This is a genomic window from Streptomyces lasalocidi (assembly GCF_005280215.1).
Lineage (GTDB): Bacteria > Actinomycetota > Actinomycetes > Streptomycetales > Streptomycetaceae > Streptomyces > Streptomyces longwoodensis.
In genome coordinates, this window is the sequence record NZ_SZNQ01000001.1 from 1964409 (window position 1) to 1978358 (window position 13950).

11 protein-coding genes are annotated in these 13950 nt (G+C 73.0%); 5 read left to right on the forward strand and 6 right to left on the reverse strand.

Annotated features, from left to right (window positions below):
* Window positions 1-17 precede the first annotated feature (17 nt).
* From whiA to uvrC, 4 genes are read right to left on the reverse strand one after another with little or no spacing between them, the layout of a single operon-like run.
* A complete protein-coding gene (whiA, locus tag E4U91_RS08795) occupies window positions 18-1007 on the reverse strand; it encodes a DNA-binding protein WhiA (RefSeq protein WP_137306322.1) in 990 nt (329 codons plus the stop codon).
* Window positions 998-2065: a gluconeogenesis factor YvcK family protein gene (locus E4U91_RS08800; protein ID WP_137306323.1), complete on the reverse strand. Its 1068-nt coding sequence runs from the start codon at window positions 2063-2065 to the stop codon at window positions 998-1000. The genes whiA and E4U91_RS08800 overlap by 10 nt, the downstream gene beginning before the upstream one ends.
* Window positions 2062-3087, reverse strand: coding sequence for an RNase adapter RapZ (rapZ, locus tag E4U91_RS08805; RefSeq protein WP_137306324.1), 1026 nt, complete (start codon window positions 3085-3087; stop codon window positions 2062-2064). The genes E4U91_RS08800 and rapZ overlap by 4 nt, the downstream gene beginning before the upstream one ends.
* Window positions 3084-5150, reverse strand: a complete 2067-nt coding sequence (gene uvrC / locus E4U91_RS08810) for an excinuclease ABC subunit UvrC (protein WP_137306325.1) — start codon at window positions 5148-5150, stop codon at window positions 3084-3086. Before uvrC ends, rapZ begins: the two co-directional genes overlap by 4 nt.
* Before the next feature lie 264 nt (window positions 5151-5414).
* Between uvrC and E4U91_RS08815 the strand changes: the two genes are divergently transcribed.
* Entirely contained in the window at window positions 5415-6374 is a 960-nt protein-coding gene (locus E4U91_RS08815; RefSeq protein WP_137306326.1) for a hypothetical protein, read from the forward strand.
* Between the two features lie 102 nt (window positions 6375-6476).
* On the opposite strand, the gene E4U91_RS08820 is transcribed toward E4U91_RS08815, so the two are convergent.
* Window positions 6477-6899: a Rieske (2Fe-2S) protein gene (locus E4U91_RS08820; RefSeq protein WP_137306327.1), complete on the reverse strand. Its 423-nt coding sequence runs from the start codon at window positions 6897-6899 to the stop codon at window positions 6477-6479.
* Window positions 6900-7050: 151 nt separating this feature from the next.
* Here E4U91_RS08820 and E4U91_RS08825 point away from each other — a divergent pair, with 151 nt between their 5' ends.
* Entirely contained in the window at window positions 7051-8160 is a 1110-nt protein-coding gene (locus E4U91_RS08825) for a LacI family DNA-binding transcriptional regulator (protein ID WP_137306328.1), read from the forward strand.
* Entirely contained in the window at window positions 8157-9068 is a 912-nt protein-coding gene (locus E4U91_RS08830; RefSeq protein ID WP_137306329.1) for a carbohydrate kinase family protein, read from the forward strand. Before E4U91_RS08825 ends, E4U91_RS08830 begins: the two co-directional genes overlap by 4 nt.
* Before the next feature lie 149 nt (window positions 9069-9217).
* Here the strand turns inward: E4U91_RS08830 and uvrA are convergent, their stop codons facing one another.
* A complete protein-coding gene (uvrA, locus tag E4U91_RS08835; RefSeq protein ID WP_137306330.1) occupies window positions 9218-12259 on the reverse strand; it encodes an excinuclease ABC subunit UvrA in 3042 nt (1013 codons plus the stop codon).
* A gap of 234 nt (window positions 12260-12493) precedes the next feature.
* Between uvrA and E4U91_RS08840 the strand changes: the two genes are divergently transcribed.
* Entirely contained in the window at window positions 12494-13180 is a 687-nt protein-coding gene (locus E4U91_RS08840; protein ID WP_137306331.1) for a maleylpyruvate isomerase family mycothiol-dependent enzyme, read from the forward strand.
* Window positions 13181-13189: 9 nt separating this feature from the next.
* Window positions 13190-13846, forward strand: coding sequence for an MBL fold metallo-hydrolase (locus tag E4U91_RS08845; RefSeq protein ID WP_137306332.1), 657 nt, complete (start codon window positions 13190-13192; stop codon window positions 13844-13846).
* Window positions 13847-13950 lie beyond the last annotated feature (104 nt).

A 13950-nucleotide genomic window follows, 5' to 3' on the forward strand; every position in this document is an offset into this window, starting at 1 on the left:
CTTTCACTGAGGGGGCGTCAGCCGACGAGGTTGTCGGCGAGTTCCTCGCTGATGTTGGCCTCCGTGCCCGGGATGCCGAGGTCGGACGCGCGCTTGTCGGCCATCGCCAGCAGCCGGCGGATCCGGCCGGCCACCGCGTCCTTGGTCAGCGGCGGGTCGGCGAGCGCGCCCAGCTCCTCCAGCGAGGCCTGCTTGTGGTCCATGCGCAGCCGGCCCGCGGCCGCGAGGTGCTCGGGCACCTCGTCGCCGAGGATCTCCAGGGCGCGCTGGACCCGGGCGCCCGCGGCGACGGCGGCCCGCGCGGAGCGGCGCAGGTTGGCGTCGTCGAAGTTGGCGAGGCGGTTGGCCGTGGCGCGCACCTCGCGGCGCATCCGCCGCTCCTCCCAGGCCAGCACCGACTCGTGGGCGCCGAGCCGGGTCAGCAGGGCGCCGATGGCGTCGCCGTCACGGACCACGACCCGGTCCACCCCGCGCACCTCACGGGCTTTGGCGGCGATCGACAGCCGGCGGGCGGCGCCGACCAGGGCGAGCGCGGCCTCGGGGCCGGGGCAGGTCACCTCCAGGGAGGAGGAGCGGCCCGGCTCGGTCAGCGAGCCGTGCGCCAGGAAGGCACCGCGCCAGGCGGCCTCCGCGTCACAGGTGGCCCCCGAGACCACCTGCGGGGGCAGGCCCCGGATCGGGCGCCCCCGTCCGTCCACCAGGCCCGTCTGGCGGGCCAGCTGGTCGCCGCCCGCGACCACGCGCACCACGTAGCGCGAGCCGCGCCGCAGTCCGCCCGGTGCCATCACGATCAGTTCCGAGCTGTGCCCGAAGATCTCCAGCACGTCCCGCTTGAGGCGGCGGGCCGCCATCGCCGTGTCCAGCTCCGCCTCGATCACGATGCGGCCGCTCACCAGGTGGAGGCCGCCGGCGAACCGCAGGATGGCGGAGACCTCCGCCTTCCTGCAACAGGTCCGGGTGACGGGGAGCCGGGAGATCTCGTCCTTCACCGCTGCCGTCATCGCCATGGGCCGATCCTTCCATGCATCCGAAAAATACGGTCGTACGCGGCGGCCAGCAGCTCCGGATCATGCCGCGGAGTCCCGTCGGGCCGGGCCACCGGCGCCAGCTCGATCGCGGCTCCGAACCGTTGGGCGGCGTCGGCCAGGGAGTCGCGGTCGGGCACGGCGGCCTCGTCGGCCAGCACCACGTCCAGGGCGAGTTTAGGGGCGTGTCGGCCCAAAACCTCCAAATGACGCTGCGGGGAGAACCCTTCGGTTTCTCCCGGTTGCGGCGCGAGGTTCAGCACGAGCACCCGGCGCGCCTTCGTCTCCATCAGGGCGTCCAGCAGCTGCGGCACCAGCAGGTGCGGCATCACCGAGGAGAACCAGGACCCCGGCCCGAGAACCACCCAGTCGGCGTCCAGCACCGCGGCGACGGCCTCCGGGACGGCGGGCGGGTCGTGCGGCACCAGGTGCACGGACTGCACCTCACCCGGGGTGAGCGCGACCGTGGCCTGTCCCCGGACCGTGTCGACGTCGTCCGGGCGCGCCGGGTCGTGTCCCCTGACCAGGGCCTGGAGCTCCAGCGGCACGGCGGACATCGGCAGCACGCGGCCCTGCGCGCCGAGCAGCTTGCCGACCAGGTCCAGGGCCTGGACGTGGTCGCCGAGCTGCTCCCACAGGGCGACGATCAGCAGGTTGCCCACCGCGTGCCCGTTGATCTCGCCCTGCGACTGGAAGCGGTGCTGGATGACCCGGGCCCAGGTCTGGCCCCAGTCGTCGTCGCCGCACAGCGCGGCCAGCGCCTTGCGCAGGTCGCCGGGGGGCAGCACGCCCAGCTCGTCGCGCAGGCGGCCGCTGGAGCCGCCGTCGTCGGCCACCGTGACGACGGCCGTGAGGTCGCCGGTGATCCGGCGCAGCGCGGCCAGCGAGGCGGACAGTCCCATGCCGCCGCCGAGCGCGACGACCTTGGGCTGGGTGCCGCGGCGGCGCGGTTTGCCGCCCCGGGCCTCGACCGGCCGGCCTGCGCGTCCCTCGGGCACCGCCCTGCGCAGCCGGCCCAGCCGCGGTGTTCGTCCTGTCATTCCCGTCCCATGTCCCGGTGCACTACCACCGTCTCCACACCCTCGGCCGCCAGACGCGCGGCGAGCTTCTCCGACATCGCCACGGACCGGTGTTTGCCGCCCGTACATCCGACGGCGATGGTCACGTAACGCTTGCCCTCCCGACGGTAGCCCGTGGCGATCAGCTGGAGGAGTTCGGCGTACCGGTCGAGGAACTCCTTCGCGCCGGGCTGGTTGAAGACGTAACCCGCCACCTCCTCGTTCAGGCCGGTGAAGGGGCGCAGCTCCGGGACCCAGTGCGGGTTGGGCAGGAAGCGGCAGTCGACGACGAGGTCGGCGTCGACCGGCAGGCCGTACTTGTAGCCGAACGACATGACGGTGGCCCGCAGCTCGGGCTCCTCCTCGCCGGCGAACTGGGCGTCCATCTTGGCGCGCAGCTCGTGCACGTTGAGGCTGGAGGTGTCGATCACCAGGTCGGCGTCGCCGCGCAGCTCGCGCAGCAGCTCGCGCTCGGCGGCGATGCCGTCGACGATGCGGCCGTCGCCCTGGAGGGGGTGCGGGCGGCGCACGGACTCGAAGCGGCGCACCAGGGCGTCGTCGGAGGACTCCAGGAAGACGATCCGCCGGGTGACCTGCTTGGCCTCCAGGTCGGCGAGCGACTCGCGGAGGTTGTCGAAGAAGCGCCGGCCGCGGACGTCGACGACGACCGCGATCCGGGCCACGTTGCCCTGGGAACGGGCGCCGAGCTCCACCATCGTGGGGATCAGCGCGGGCGGCAGGTTGTCGACGACGAACCAGCCGAGGTCCTCCAGGCACTTGGCGGCGGTCGACCGCCCGGCCCCGGACATGCCGGAGATGATCACCAGCTCGGGAATGGCCGCTTCCGGGATCCCCGGCCCTGTGCTGTCCTGGCTCACCTGTGCTCCGTTGTCGTGACGCCCGCCCTGCGGGACGGGATGCTCACCCTGCGGGACGGGGTGCTCGCCCGCGTCGCCGGGTGCGGGATCTCGCTGTGCTGTGGGCTGCTGCTCGTGCTCGGTCATGGCTCCTGCCCCCGTCGTTCGTCCGGGGCGCCGGTCCGCACCGGCTCCCCTGGGGAACCCGCCGTCGTACCGGGTTCCTCGTCCTCAATGATCTCTCCGGTCGCCGTGTTCACGGCGGGGCCGCCCGGGACCGCCTGGGCGAGGACCGCGGCGATCGTCTCGGCCGTCTTGCGGCCTATGCCCGGGACCTCGCAGATCTGCTCGACCGTCGCGCCCCGCAGCCTCTTCACCGAACCGAAGTGCCTGATCAGCGCCTGCTTGCGGGTGTCACCGAGACCCGGTACGTCGTCCAGCGGACCGGCCCGGAACCGCTTGGCGCGCTTGCTGCGCTGGTAGGTGATCGCGAAGCGGTGCGCCTCGTCCCGCACGCGCTGCAGCAGGTACAGGCCCTCGCTGGTGCGGGGCAGCACGACCGGGTCGTCCTCACCGGGCACCCAGACCTCCTCCAGGCGCTTGGCGAGGCCGCACACGGCGATGTCGTCGATGCCCAGCTCGTCCAGGGCCCGCCGGGCCGCCGCGACCTGCGGCTGCCCGCCGTCCACGACGACGAGCTGCGGCGGATAGGCGAACTTCCGCGGCCGGCCGTCCTCGTCCTTCAGGGCACCCGTGGGCGCGTCGCCGTCGGCGAGGGTGTGCTCGTCGTCCGACCACTCCCCCGTGCGCTCCTTCTCGGCCAGGTAGCGCCGGAAGCGGCGGGTGATCACCTCGTGCATCGAGCGGACGTCGTCCTGGCCCTCGAAGCCCTTGATCTGGAAGCGGCGGTACTCGCTCTTGCGGGCCAGGCCGTCCTCGAAGACCACCATGGAGGCGACGACGTCGTCACCCTGGAGGTGGGAGATGTCGTAGCACTCGATGCGCAGCGGGGCGCCGTCCAGCTCCAGGGCGTCGGCGATCTCCTCCAGCGCCCGCGAGCGCGTGGTGAGGTCGGAGGCCCGCTTGGTCTTGTGCAGGACGAGGGACTGCTGGGCGTTGCGCTCGACGGTCTCCATCAGGGCCCGCTTGTCGCCGCGCTGGGGCACGCGCAGGGACACGGCCGAGCCGCGGCGCCCGGTCAGCCACTCCTGCACCGGCTCCAGCGGGTCGGGCAGCGCGGGGACCAGGACCTCCTTGGGGACGGCGTCGCCGGTCTCCTCGCCGTAGAGCTGCTGCAGGGCGTGCTCGACGAGGGCGCCCGTGGTGATCTCCTCGACCTTGTCGGTCACCCAGCCGCGCTGGCCGCGCACGCGTCCGCCGCGCACGTGGAAGATCTGGACGGCCGCCTCCAGCTCGTCCTCGGCGACCGCGATCAGGTCGGCGTCGGTGGCGTCCGCGAGCACGACCGCGTTCTTCTCCATGGCCTTGCGCAGGGCCCCGATGTCGTCGCGCAGCCGCGCCGCCCGCTCGTACTCCATGTCCTCGGCCGCCTGCACCATCTGCTTCTCCAGACGGCGCAGGTAGGTGCCGGTGCGGCCGGCCATGAAGTCGCAGAACTCCTCGGCCAGGTCCCGGTGGTCCTCGGCGTCGACGCGGCCCACGCAGGGCGCGGAGCACTTGCCGATGTAACCGAGCAGACAGGGCCGGCCGGTGCGGGCGGCGTTCTTGAAGACGCCCGCGGAGCAGGTGCGCACGGGGAAGACGCGCAGCAGCAGGTCGACGGTGTCGCGGATCGCCCACGCGTGCGCGTAGGGCCCGAAGTAGCGCACGCCCTTCTTCTTGTGGCCGCGCATGACCTGCACGCGCGGGAACTCCTCGTTCATGGTGACCGCGAGGTACGGGTAGCTCTTGTCGTCGCGGTACTTGACGTTGAACCGGGGGTCGAACTCCTTGATCCAGGAGTACTCCAGCTGCAGCGCCTCGACCTCGGTGGACACCACCGTCCACTCCACGGACGCCGCGGTGGTCACCATCGAACGCGTGCGCGGGTGCAGTCCGGCCAGGTCCTGGAAGTAGTTCGCCAGGCGCTGGCGCAGGCTCTTCGCCTTTCCGACGTAGATCACCCGGCGGTGCTCGTCGCGGAACCGGTACACCCCCGGGGAGTCCGGGATCTCACCCGGCCTGGGGCGGTAGCTGGAGGGGTCGGCCATGTCTCACACCCTACTGGCGTGGGGTGACACTCCGGTGTGGCTGTGGACAACGGTCCGGGGTCCCGAGTCGGCCATCCGCGCGCCGAACCCCCGTCGCGGGTGTTGTCGGGTGTTGGTCAACACGCTTCAATGCGGGGGAACTCGGGGCCGTGCACGACGCCGCAGGGAGCGCGACGAGGCCCGGCGTCCACGAGGAGGCCCCGAGCACTGACGCGCGACGGTCTGACCAGCCGTTGTGAGCTTCCACAGAGGAGGGGCCCCTGCATGCCGCACGCCACACAGCACGCGGACGCCGCGGCCGGTGTCGCCGCCGCGGAACTGGACACGGCCCTGCGGGGCGGCCCCTTCCACGTCGCGCTGCGCGCCGCCATCGCCGCCCGGGGGCTGCCCCTGCAGCGCGTCCAGCACCACCTGTCGCGTCACGGGGTGAGGGTCGGCGTCACCAGTCTGAGCTACTGGCAGCAGGGCGCCCGGCGCCCGCAGCGCCCCGAGTCGCTGCGCGCGGTACGAGCCCTGGAGGAGATCCTCCAGCTGCCGGAGGAGTCACTGATCCGGCTGCTCGCCGACACCGGCCCGGCGACCGGGACCGGCCGGCCCGCGGCGCGCTCCTACCGCTCCGTCCAGGAGGCGTCGGAGGTGCTGCACCGTCTGCTCGGGGACCTCGGCGCCCCGCTCGACGGCGGCCTGCACACTCTCGGCCACCACGAGCGGGTGCGCATCGGGGCCCGCCGCGAACTGCTCGGCCGGGAGGCCCACCACATCGTGCGCGCGCACCGCGACGGCGTCGACCGCTTCGTCGCCGTGCACCACGGCGACCCCGGCTGCGCGCCCGAGCGGATGGCCGTGCACGCCCTGGAGAACTGCCGCACCGGGCGCGTGCGCCTGCACCCGGCCACCGGGATCCTCGTCGCCGAGCTGCTGTTCGACACCCGGCTGCGCTCCGGTGACACCTTCCTCTTCCGGTACGCCGTCGAGGACGGCACGGCGGGCGTCTGCCGCGAGTACGTGCGCGGATTCGGTCCGGCGGGCGGCCAGTACGCCCTCCAGGTCCGTTTCGACGCGCGCGCCCTGCCGGTGCGCTGCCACCGCTTCGTCCAGCACTCGCCGGCCGCGCCCCGCGGGGGCCGCCAGGACCTGCCCCTGAGCCGCCGCCACCACTCGGTCCACCTGGTGGAGCCGCGGGTGCGGTCGGGGATGCCGGGGATCGCGTGGGACTGGGAGTGACGGCGGGCGGCCGCGGGGGTGCGGCCGCCGGGCACGCGGGGCCGTCCGCGGGCGGTGCCGGCCTGCGGCGTCAGGAACCGCCGTCCTCCGGGGGTGCTGGTCTCAGGCTCCCGGGCCCGCCACGATCGTGCCCCGCTCGGCCTTCACCGGCAGCTCGTGCAGGGGCTCGGTGGCCGGGTCGCGCAGCACCTTGCCGGTCGTGGCGTCGAACTCGCTGCCGTGACAGGGGCAGATCAGGGTGGTCCCGTCCAGCCTGTTGATCGCGCACCCCGCGTGCGTGCAGATCGAGCTGTACGCCTTCAGCGTGCCGTCGTCCGACCGGCTGACGACGACGTCGTGGTCCCGGTAGAGCCGGGCCCCGCCCTTCGGGACGTCGCTCTCCGCGCCCAGCCCGACCGGCGCCGTCGGTGTGGCCCGCGCCGTCGTCCCGCCGGTCGGCGAGCAGGCGGCGCCGAGACCGGCGACGGGGGCGACGGCCGCTCCCCGCAGGACGGTGCGGCGGGTCGCGGAGGGGCGGGCGGACATGCGGGCTCCAGGGGTCACGGGATCGGGGCCGAGAGTCGGCCCCCGCACGATAGTGGACGAGGACGCAAGCGTTCGCGTAAGCGTTTACGTCCCGTGCGGGATGCGATACGGTCCCCCCGCCGGAGGGATGGATAGAGAGGGCGGGAGCACCATGCCGACCATGGCCGACGTCGCCCGGCACGCCGGGGTGTCCGTGGCCACGGTGTCCCACGTGCTCAACGACACCCGGCCGGTCCTCCCCCACACCCGCCAGGCCGTCCTCGACGCCGTCGAGGTGCTGGGGTACACCCCCAACACCCTCGCCCGCTCCCTGGTCACCGCCCGCACCCGGTCCATCGGCCTCGCGGTGTCCGCGATCAGCAACCCCTACTTCACGGAGATCCTCCAGGGCGTCGAGGCGAATGCCCGGGAGCGCGGCTACGGCCTGCTGATCGCCGACCCGCACGACGACCCGGAGCACGAGCGCGCCGTGGTGCAGCTGCTGCACGAGCGGCGCGTGGACGGCATGATCGTCGCCCCGTCCGCCGAGCCGAGCGCGCTGCTGGCCTACCTGACCCGCCACCGCGTCCCGGCCGTCCTCCTCGACCGGACCGTGGACACGCCGGGGGGAGCCCCGGCAGAGGGCACCGCGGGGACCACGGTCGAGGACACCGCCGAAGGCGGCGGCGCGTTCGACGGTGCGCCCCGCTTCGACCAGGTGTGCGCCGAGAACACGGAACCGATGTCCCGGCTGGTCACCCACCTCGCGGAGCGCGGGCACCGCCGGATCGCCCTGGTCGCCGGTCTGGCGGGCCTCAGCACCACCGCGGAGCGCATCGCCGGCTACCGGCTCGGCCTCGCCGCGGCGGGACTGCCGTACGACGAGCGGCTGCTGGTGCACGGCGACTCCGCGTCCGAGGGCGCCCGGCGGGCCACGGCCGGGCTGCTGTCGCTCGCCAGCGCGCCGACGGCCCTGGTCACCGGCAACAACGCCATGACCATCGGCGCGCTGCGCGCCCTGCGCGACCGGGGTCTGTCCGTGCCCGACGACCTCGCCCTGTGCTGCTTCGACGACTTCGCCTGGGCCGACCTGTTCTCGCCCCGGCTCACCGCGATCGCCCAGCCCGGCCGGGAGATCGGCGCCGAGGCCGTACGGGTGCTGCTCGAACGCCTCGACGCCCCGCGGCGGCCGGCCCGGACCGTGCGGTTGCCCTGCGCCTTCGTCCATCGCACGTCCTGCGGCTGCCCCGAGGAGCAGCCCGAGAGAGGAGACCGCTCGTGATCGTCGTCGCCGGTGAGGCCCTGATCGACCTGGTGCCGCAGGGCCAGGGCGCCCTGGCGCCCCTGCGGCCGGCGCTCGGCGGCGGCCCGTACAACACGGCCGTGGCCCTCGGCCGCCTCGGCTCCCCCACCGCGTTCTGCTCGCGGACCTCCTACGACGCCTTCGGCGAAGCCCTGCTCGACGGGCTGCGCGGGGCGGGCGTGGACGTCTCCGCGGTGCAGCGCGGCCCGGAGCCGACCACGCTCGCGGTGGCCACGCTCGACGCGCACGGCTCGGCCTCGTACTCGTTCTACGTGGACGGCACCGCCGACCGCCTGTTCGCCGTCCCGGCCGGGCTGCCCGCGGGGACGTGCGCCGTCTCCTTCGGCACCTGCTCGCTGGTCCTGGAGCCCGGGGCGAGCGCGTACGAGGAGCTGATGCGCGACGCGGCCGCGAGCGGGGTGTTCACCGCGCTCGATCCGAACATCCGTCCGGGGCTGATCCCGGACGCGGACGCCTACCGGACGCGGTTCACGACCTGGCTGCCCTCGGTGAGCCTGCTGAAGCTGTCCGAGGAGGACGCCGGGTGGCTGGGCGGCACCCCGGAGGAGTGGCTGGCGGCCGGTCCCTCGGCGGTCGTGGTCACCCGGGGCGGTGACGGTCTGACCGCCTACACCCGGGGCGGCGGGGTCCACTCGGTGCCGGGCGAGCGGGTCGACGTGGTGGACACGATCGGCGCGGGCGACACGGTGAACGCCGCCCTGCTGCACGGGCTCGCCCGGCTGGACGCGCTGTCGCACGAGGCACTGTCCGGGCTCGACCCGGCGGGCTGGGAGCGGCTGCTGCGGTTCGCGGCGCGCGCGGCGGCGGTCACCTGCTCCCGAGCGGGCGCCGAGCCGCCGTACCTCCGGGAGGTCGGCGAGTTCTGAGGCGGGGCGGTCGCCGGGTGAGCCGGTGCCGGGTGAGCGGTCGTCGGGTGGTCGGTCGTGGTGAGCGCTCGTCGGGTGGTCGGTCGTCGGGGGACAACGGGAGGCGCCCCGCGGGGAGTTCCCGCGGGGCGCCGTGAACCTCGCCGACCTCAGGCCTTGCGGGCCCGGGTCGTCTTCTTCGCCGCGCTCGCCTTCGTCGCTCCGGCCGTCTTCTTGGCCGTCGCGCCGTCGGCGGTCCCGGTGGCAGCGGTCCGGGCGGTGGCGGTCTTCCTGGCCGTCGCCTTGGCGGCGACCGTCTTCTTCGCCGCCGTCCTGCGCGGGGCCTTGACCGGCTCGGCGTCGCTGATCCGGTCGGCGCCGAGGATCTCGCGCAGGAACTTGCCGGTGTGGCTGGTCGGCACCCCGGCGACCTCCTCCGGCGTGCCCTCGGCGACCACCACGCCGCCGCCCGCGCCGCCCTCGGGGCCCATGTCGATGACCCAGTCGGCGGTCTTGATCACGTCGAGGTTGTGCTCGATGACGATGACCGAGTTGCCCTTGTCGACCAGGCCGGACAGGACCTTCAGCAGCTTGCTGATGTCCTCGAAGTGCAGACCGGTGGTCGGCTCGTCCAGGACGTAGACCGTGCGGCCGGTGGAGCGCTTCTGCAGCTCGCTGGCGAGCTTGACGCGCTGGGCCTCGCCGCCGGACAGCGTGGTCGCGGACTGCCCCAGCCGCACGTACCCCAGGCCGACGTCCTTGAGGGTGTTGAGGTGGCGGGCGATCGCGGGGACCGCCTCGAAGAACCCGGTCGCCTCCTCGATCGGCATGTTGAGCACCTCGGCGATGGACTTGCCCTTGTAGTGGACCTCCAGGGTCTCCCGGTTGTACCGGGCGCCGTGGCAGACCTCGCACGGGACGTAGACGTCCGGGAGGAAGTTCATCTCGATCTTGATGGTGCCGTCACCCGAGCAGTTCTCGCAGCGGCCGCCCTTGACGTTGAAGGAGAAGCGCCCGGGCTGGTAGCCCCGGACCTTCGCCTCGGTGGTCTCGGCGAACAGCCTGCGGATGTGGTCGAAGACACCGGTGTACGTCGCCGGGTTCGAGCGCGGGGTGCGGCCGATCGGCGACTGGTCGACGTGCACGACCTTGTCGACGAGGTCGTCGCCGTCCACGCGCGTGTGCCGCCCCGGGACGGCGCGGGCGCCGTTCAGCTCGCGCGCCAGGTGCGTGTACAGGATGTCGTTGACCAGGGTCGACTTGCCGGAGCCGGAGACGCCGGTGACCGCGGTGAACACGCCGAGCGGGAAGGAGACGTCGATGTCCCGCAGGTTGTTCTCCCGGGCGCCGCGCACCGTGAGCCGGCGCGAGGGGTCCAGCGGGCGCCGCACGTCCGGCAGCGGGATGGACTTCCGGCCCGACAGGTACTGGCCGGTCTGCGACTCCTCGTTGGCGAGGAGCTCCTTCAGACCGCCGCTGTGGACGACCTTGCCGCCGTGCTCGCCGGCGCCGGGGCCGATGTCGACGATCCAGTCGGCCACCTTGATCGTGTCCTCGTCGTGCTCGACGACGATCAGGGTGTTGCCCATGTCGCGCAGCCGGACCAGGGTCTCGATCAGCCGGTGGTTGTCGCGCTGGTGCAGGCCGATGGACGGCTCGTCCAGGACGTACAGCACGCCGACGAGGCCGGAGCCGATCTGGGTGGCCAGGCGGATGCGCTGGGCCTCGCCGCCGGAGAGGGTGCCGGCCGCGCGGTTGAGCGAGAGGTAGTCCAGGCCGACGTCGACCAGGAAGCGCAGCCGCTCGTTGACCTCCTTCAGCACGCGCTCGGCGATCTTCTTGTCGCGCGCGTTGAGCTTCAGCTTGCCCAGGAAGTCCGCGCAGTCGCTGATGGACATGGCGGAGACCTCGGCGATGGACTTGTCCATGATCGTCACCGCGAGGACGATCGGCTTCAGGCGCGTGCCCTGACAGCTCGGGCAGGGCACCTCGCGCATGTAGCCCTCGAAGCGCTCGCGGCTGGCGTCGCTCTCGGCCTCGCTGTGCCGCCGCTTGACGAAGGGCACGGCGCCCTCGAAGGGCGTGGTGTAGACGCGCTCGCGGCCGTACCGGTTGCGGTAGCGGACCTCGATCTGGGTCTTGTGGCCGTGCAGCAGGGCCTTCTTGGCGCGCTGGGGCAGACCGGCGAAGGGGATGTCGGTCCGGAAGCCCAGGGCGTCCGCGAGGGCGTTGATGAGCCGGGCGAAGTAGTCCTTGGTGTGGCCGTGCGACCAGGGGTGGATGGCGCCCTCGTCGAGGGACTTCTCCTCGTCGGGGACGATCAGCTCCGGGTCGACCTCCATGCGCGTGCCGATGCCGGTGCACTCGGGGCAGGCGCCGAAGGGCGAGTTGAAGGAGAAGGAGCGCGGCTCCAGCTCCTCGAAGGACAGGTCGTCGTACGGGCAGTACAGGTGCTCGGAGTACATCCGCTCGCGCTCGGGGTCGCCCTCGGGGAGGTCGACGAAGTCGAGCACGACCATGCCGCCGGACAGGCCGAGGGCGGTCTCCACCGAGTCGGTCAGGCGCCGCTTGGCGGACTCCTTCACCGTGAGGCGGTCGACGACCACCTCGATGGTGTGCTTCTCCTGCTTCTTCAGCGTGGGCGGGCTGGACAGCTGGACCGTCTCGCCGTCCACGCGGGCACGGGAGTAGCCCTTGGTCTGCAGGTCGGCGAAGAGGTCGACGAACTCGCCCTTGCGCTCGCGCACCAGCGGGGAGAGCACCTGGAAGCGGCTGCCCTCCGGCAGCTCCAGGACCTTGTCGACGATGGCCTGCGGCGACTGGCGCGTGATGGGCCGGCCGCACTGGGGGCAGTGCGGCTTGCCGATGCGCGCGAAGAGCAGGCGCAGGTAGTCGTAGACCTCGGTGATGGTGCCGACCGTCGAGCGCGGGTTGCGCGAGGTCGACTTCTGGTCGATCGAGACGGCGGGCGACAGGCCTTCGATGAAGTCGACGTCCGGCTTGTCCATCTGGCCGAGGAACTGGCGGGCGTACGAGGAGAGCGACTCCACGTAGCGCCGCTGGCCCTCGGCGAAGATCGTGTCGAAGGCCAGGGAGGACTTGCCCGACCCGGACAGGCCCGTGAAGACGATGAGCGAGTCACGGGGCAGCTCGAGCGAGACGTTCTTCAGGTTGTGCTCGCGCGCGCCACGGACGATGAGACGGTCGGCCACGCCGGTCCGCACCTTTCTTGAGAGAAGAGACAGGGGCGGGGCCCCCGTCTCTTTCAGACTAGGGGGAGCCACTGACAACGCCGGTCGGATTCCCGGGTTGGTTCACTGGATGCAAACAATCCCCAGCCCTCCAGCATGCCCGACGCCAGGCTCGACCTTATAGCACGTGCATTCGATTAACGGCCGTGCTTCGCCACCTTCACCCGAAGGTGTGGCGCGGCTAGGGTCAGCACCATGATTGATCACGCTCATGACCTGGCGTCTGTACGGGAAGCGACCGACCGGCTGCTGACCGCAGTCGCCGCGCTGGACGACGCCGCCCTCGCCGAGCCGTCGCGGCTGCCCGGCTGGAGCCGCGGCCACGTGCTCGCCCACCTCGCCCGCAACGCCGACGCCCTGGTGAACGTGCTCGAGGGGCGTCCGATGTACGCCTCCGGAGACGCCCGGGACGGCGACATCGAGCGGGACGCGCCCCGTCCGGCGGCCGCCCAGCTCGCCGACCTGCGCGAGAGCGGCGCCCGGTTCCAGGAGGCCGGCGCGGCCCCCGCGGACTGGTCCCGGACGGTGGAGCTGCGCAACGGCGTCACCGACTCCGCCGCGCGCGTGCCGTTCCGGCGCTGGATCGAGGTCGAGCTGCACCACGTGGACCTCGGGATCGGCTACGAGCTGGAGGACCTGCCGGCCGAGTTCACCGAGCGCGAGATCGACTTCCTCGCCCAGCGGTTCTCCGGGAACCCGAACGTGCCCCCGACCCGGGTGACGGACGGCACACGCGCGTGGACCACCGGACGGGCCGCGGACGCCCCCGAGGTGACCGTCACGGGCCCGGCCGCCGACCTCCTGGGGTGGCTCGCCGGCCGCCGCGACGGCTCCGCGCTGACCGTCACCGGCGGGCCCCTGCCCACGCTGCCCCCGCTATAGGCTGCCGCCATGACGTACAGCGGAGAGGTGCGGGTCGGCGGTCCGGCGGACGTGCACGAGCTCAAGGACCTGATGATCACCAAGATCGCGGTCGGCCCGATGGACAACAACGCCTACCTGCTGCGCTGCCGGGCCACCGACGAGCAGCTGCTGATCGACGCGGCGAATGACGCGCACACGCTGCTCGGCACGATCGGCGACGACGGCATCGCGTCCGTCGTCACCACCCACCAGCACGGCGACCACTGGCAGGCGCTGGCCGAGGTGGTGGCGGCCACGGGCGCGCGCACGTACGCGGGGCGCGACGACGCCGACGGCATCCCGGTGCCGACCGACGTGCGGGTCGACGACGGCGACGTGATCCGGGTCGGCCGGGTGGAGCTCGTCGCCCGCCACCTGGTCGGCCACACACCTGGCTCCATCGCCCTGGTCTACGACGACCCGCACGGGCACCCCCATGTCTTCACCGGGGACTGCCTGTTCCCGGGGGGAGTGGGTAACACCCGCAAGGACCCCCGGGCGTTCGCCCGGCTGATCCACGACGTCGAGACGAAGATCTTCGACGCGCTCCCCGACGAGACGTGGGTCTACCCGGGACACGGCAACGACACCACACTGGGCGCCGAGCGCCCGCACCTGCCGGAGTGGCACGCGCGGGGGTGGTGACGCACCGGGCGGGGCGCGGCCGGACGTGGGCGCGCGGGGGTGGTGAAACTGCCGTACGCGCGCCCCGTGTGAAGCGCGTGCACGCGCCGGTGGTGCGCGCGCGC

Coding starts and splice junctions, on each gene's coding strand:
- whiA (WP_137306322.1), bottom strand. CDS start 1,007: ATGGCGATGACGGCAGCGGTGAAGGACGAGATCTCCCGGCTCCCCGTC.
- uvrC (WP_137306325.1), bottom strand. CDS start 5,150: ATGGCCGACCCCTCCAGCTACCGCCCCAGGCCGGGTGAGATCCCGGAC.
- E4U91_RS08840 (WP_137306331.1), top strand. CDS start 12,494: ATGATTGATCACGCTCATGACCTGGCGTCTGTACGGGAAGCGACCGAC.
- rapZ (WP_137306324.1), bottom strand. CDS start 3,087: ATGACCGAGCACGAGCAGCAGCCCACAGCACAGCGAGATCCCGCACCC.
- E4U91_RS08815 (WP_137306326.1), top strand. CDS start 5,415: ATGCCGCACGCCACACAGCACGCGGACGCCGCGGCCGGTGTCGCCGCC.
- E4U91_RS08845 (WP_137306332.1), top strand. CDS start 13,190: ATGACGTACAGCGGAGAGGTGCGGGTCGGCGGTCCGGCGGACGTGCAC.
- E4U91_RS08820 (WP_137306327.1), bottom strand. CDS start 6,899: ATGTCCGCCCGCCCCTCCGCGACCCGCCGCACCGTCCTGCGGGGAGCG.
- E4U91_RS08800 (WP_137306323.1), bottom strand. CDS start 2,065: ATGACAGGACGAACACCGCGGCTGGGCCGGCTGCGCAGGGCGGTGCCC.
- E4U91_RS08825 (WP_137306328.1), top strand. CDS start 7,051: ATGCCGACCATGGCCGACGTCGCCCGGCACGCCGGGGTGTCCGTGGCC.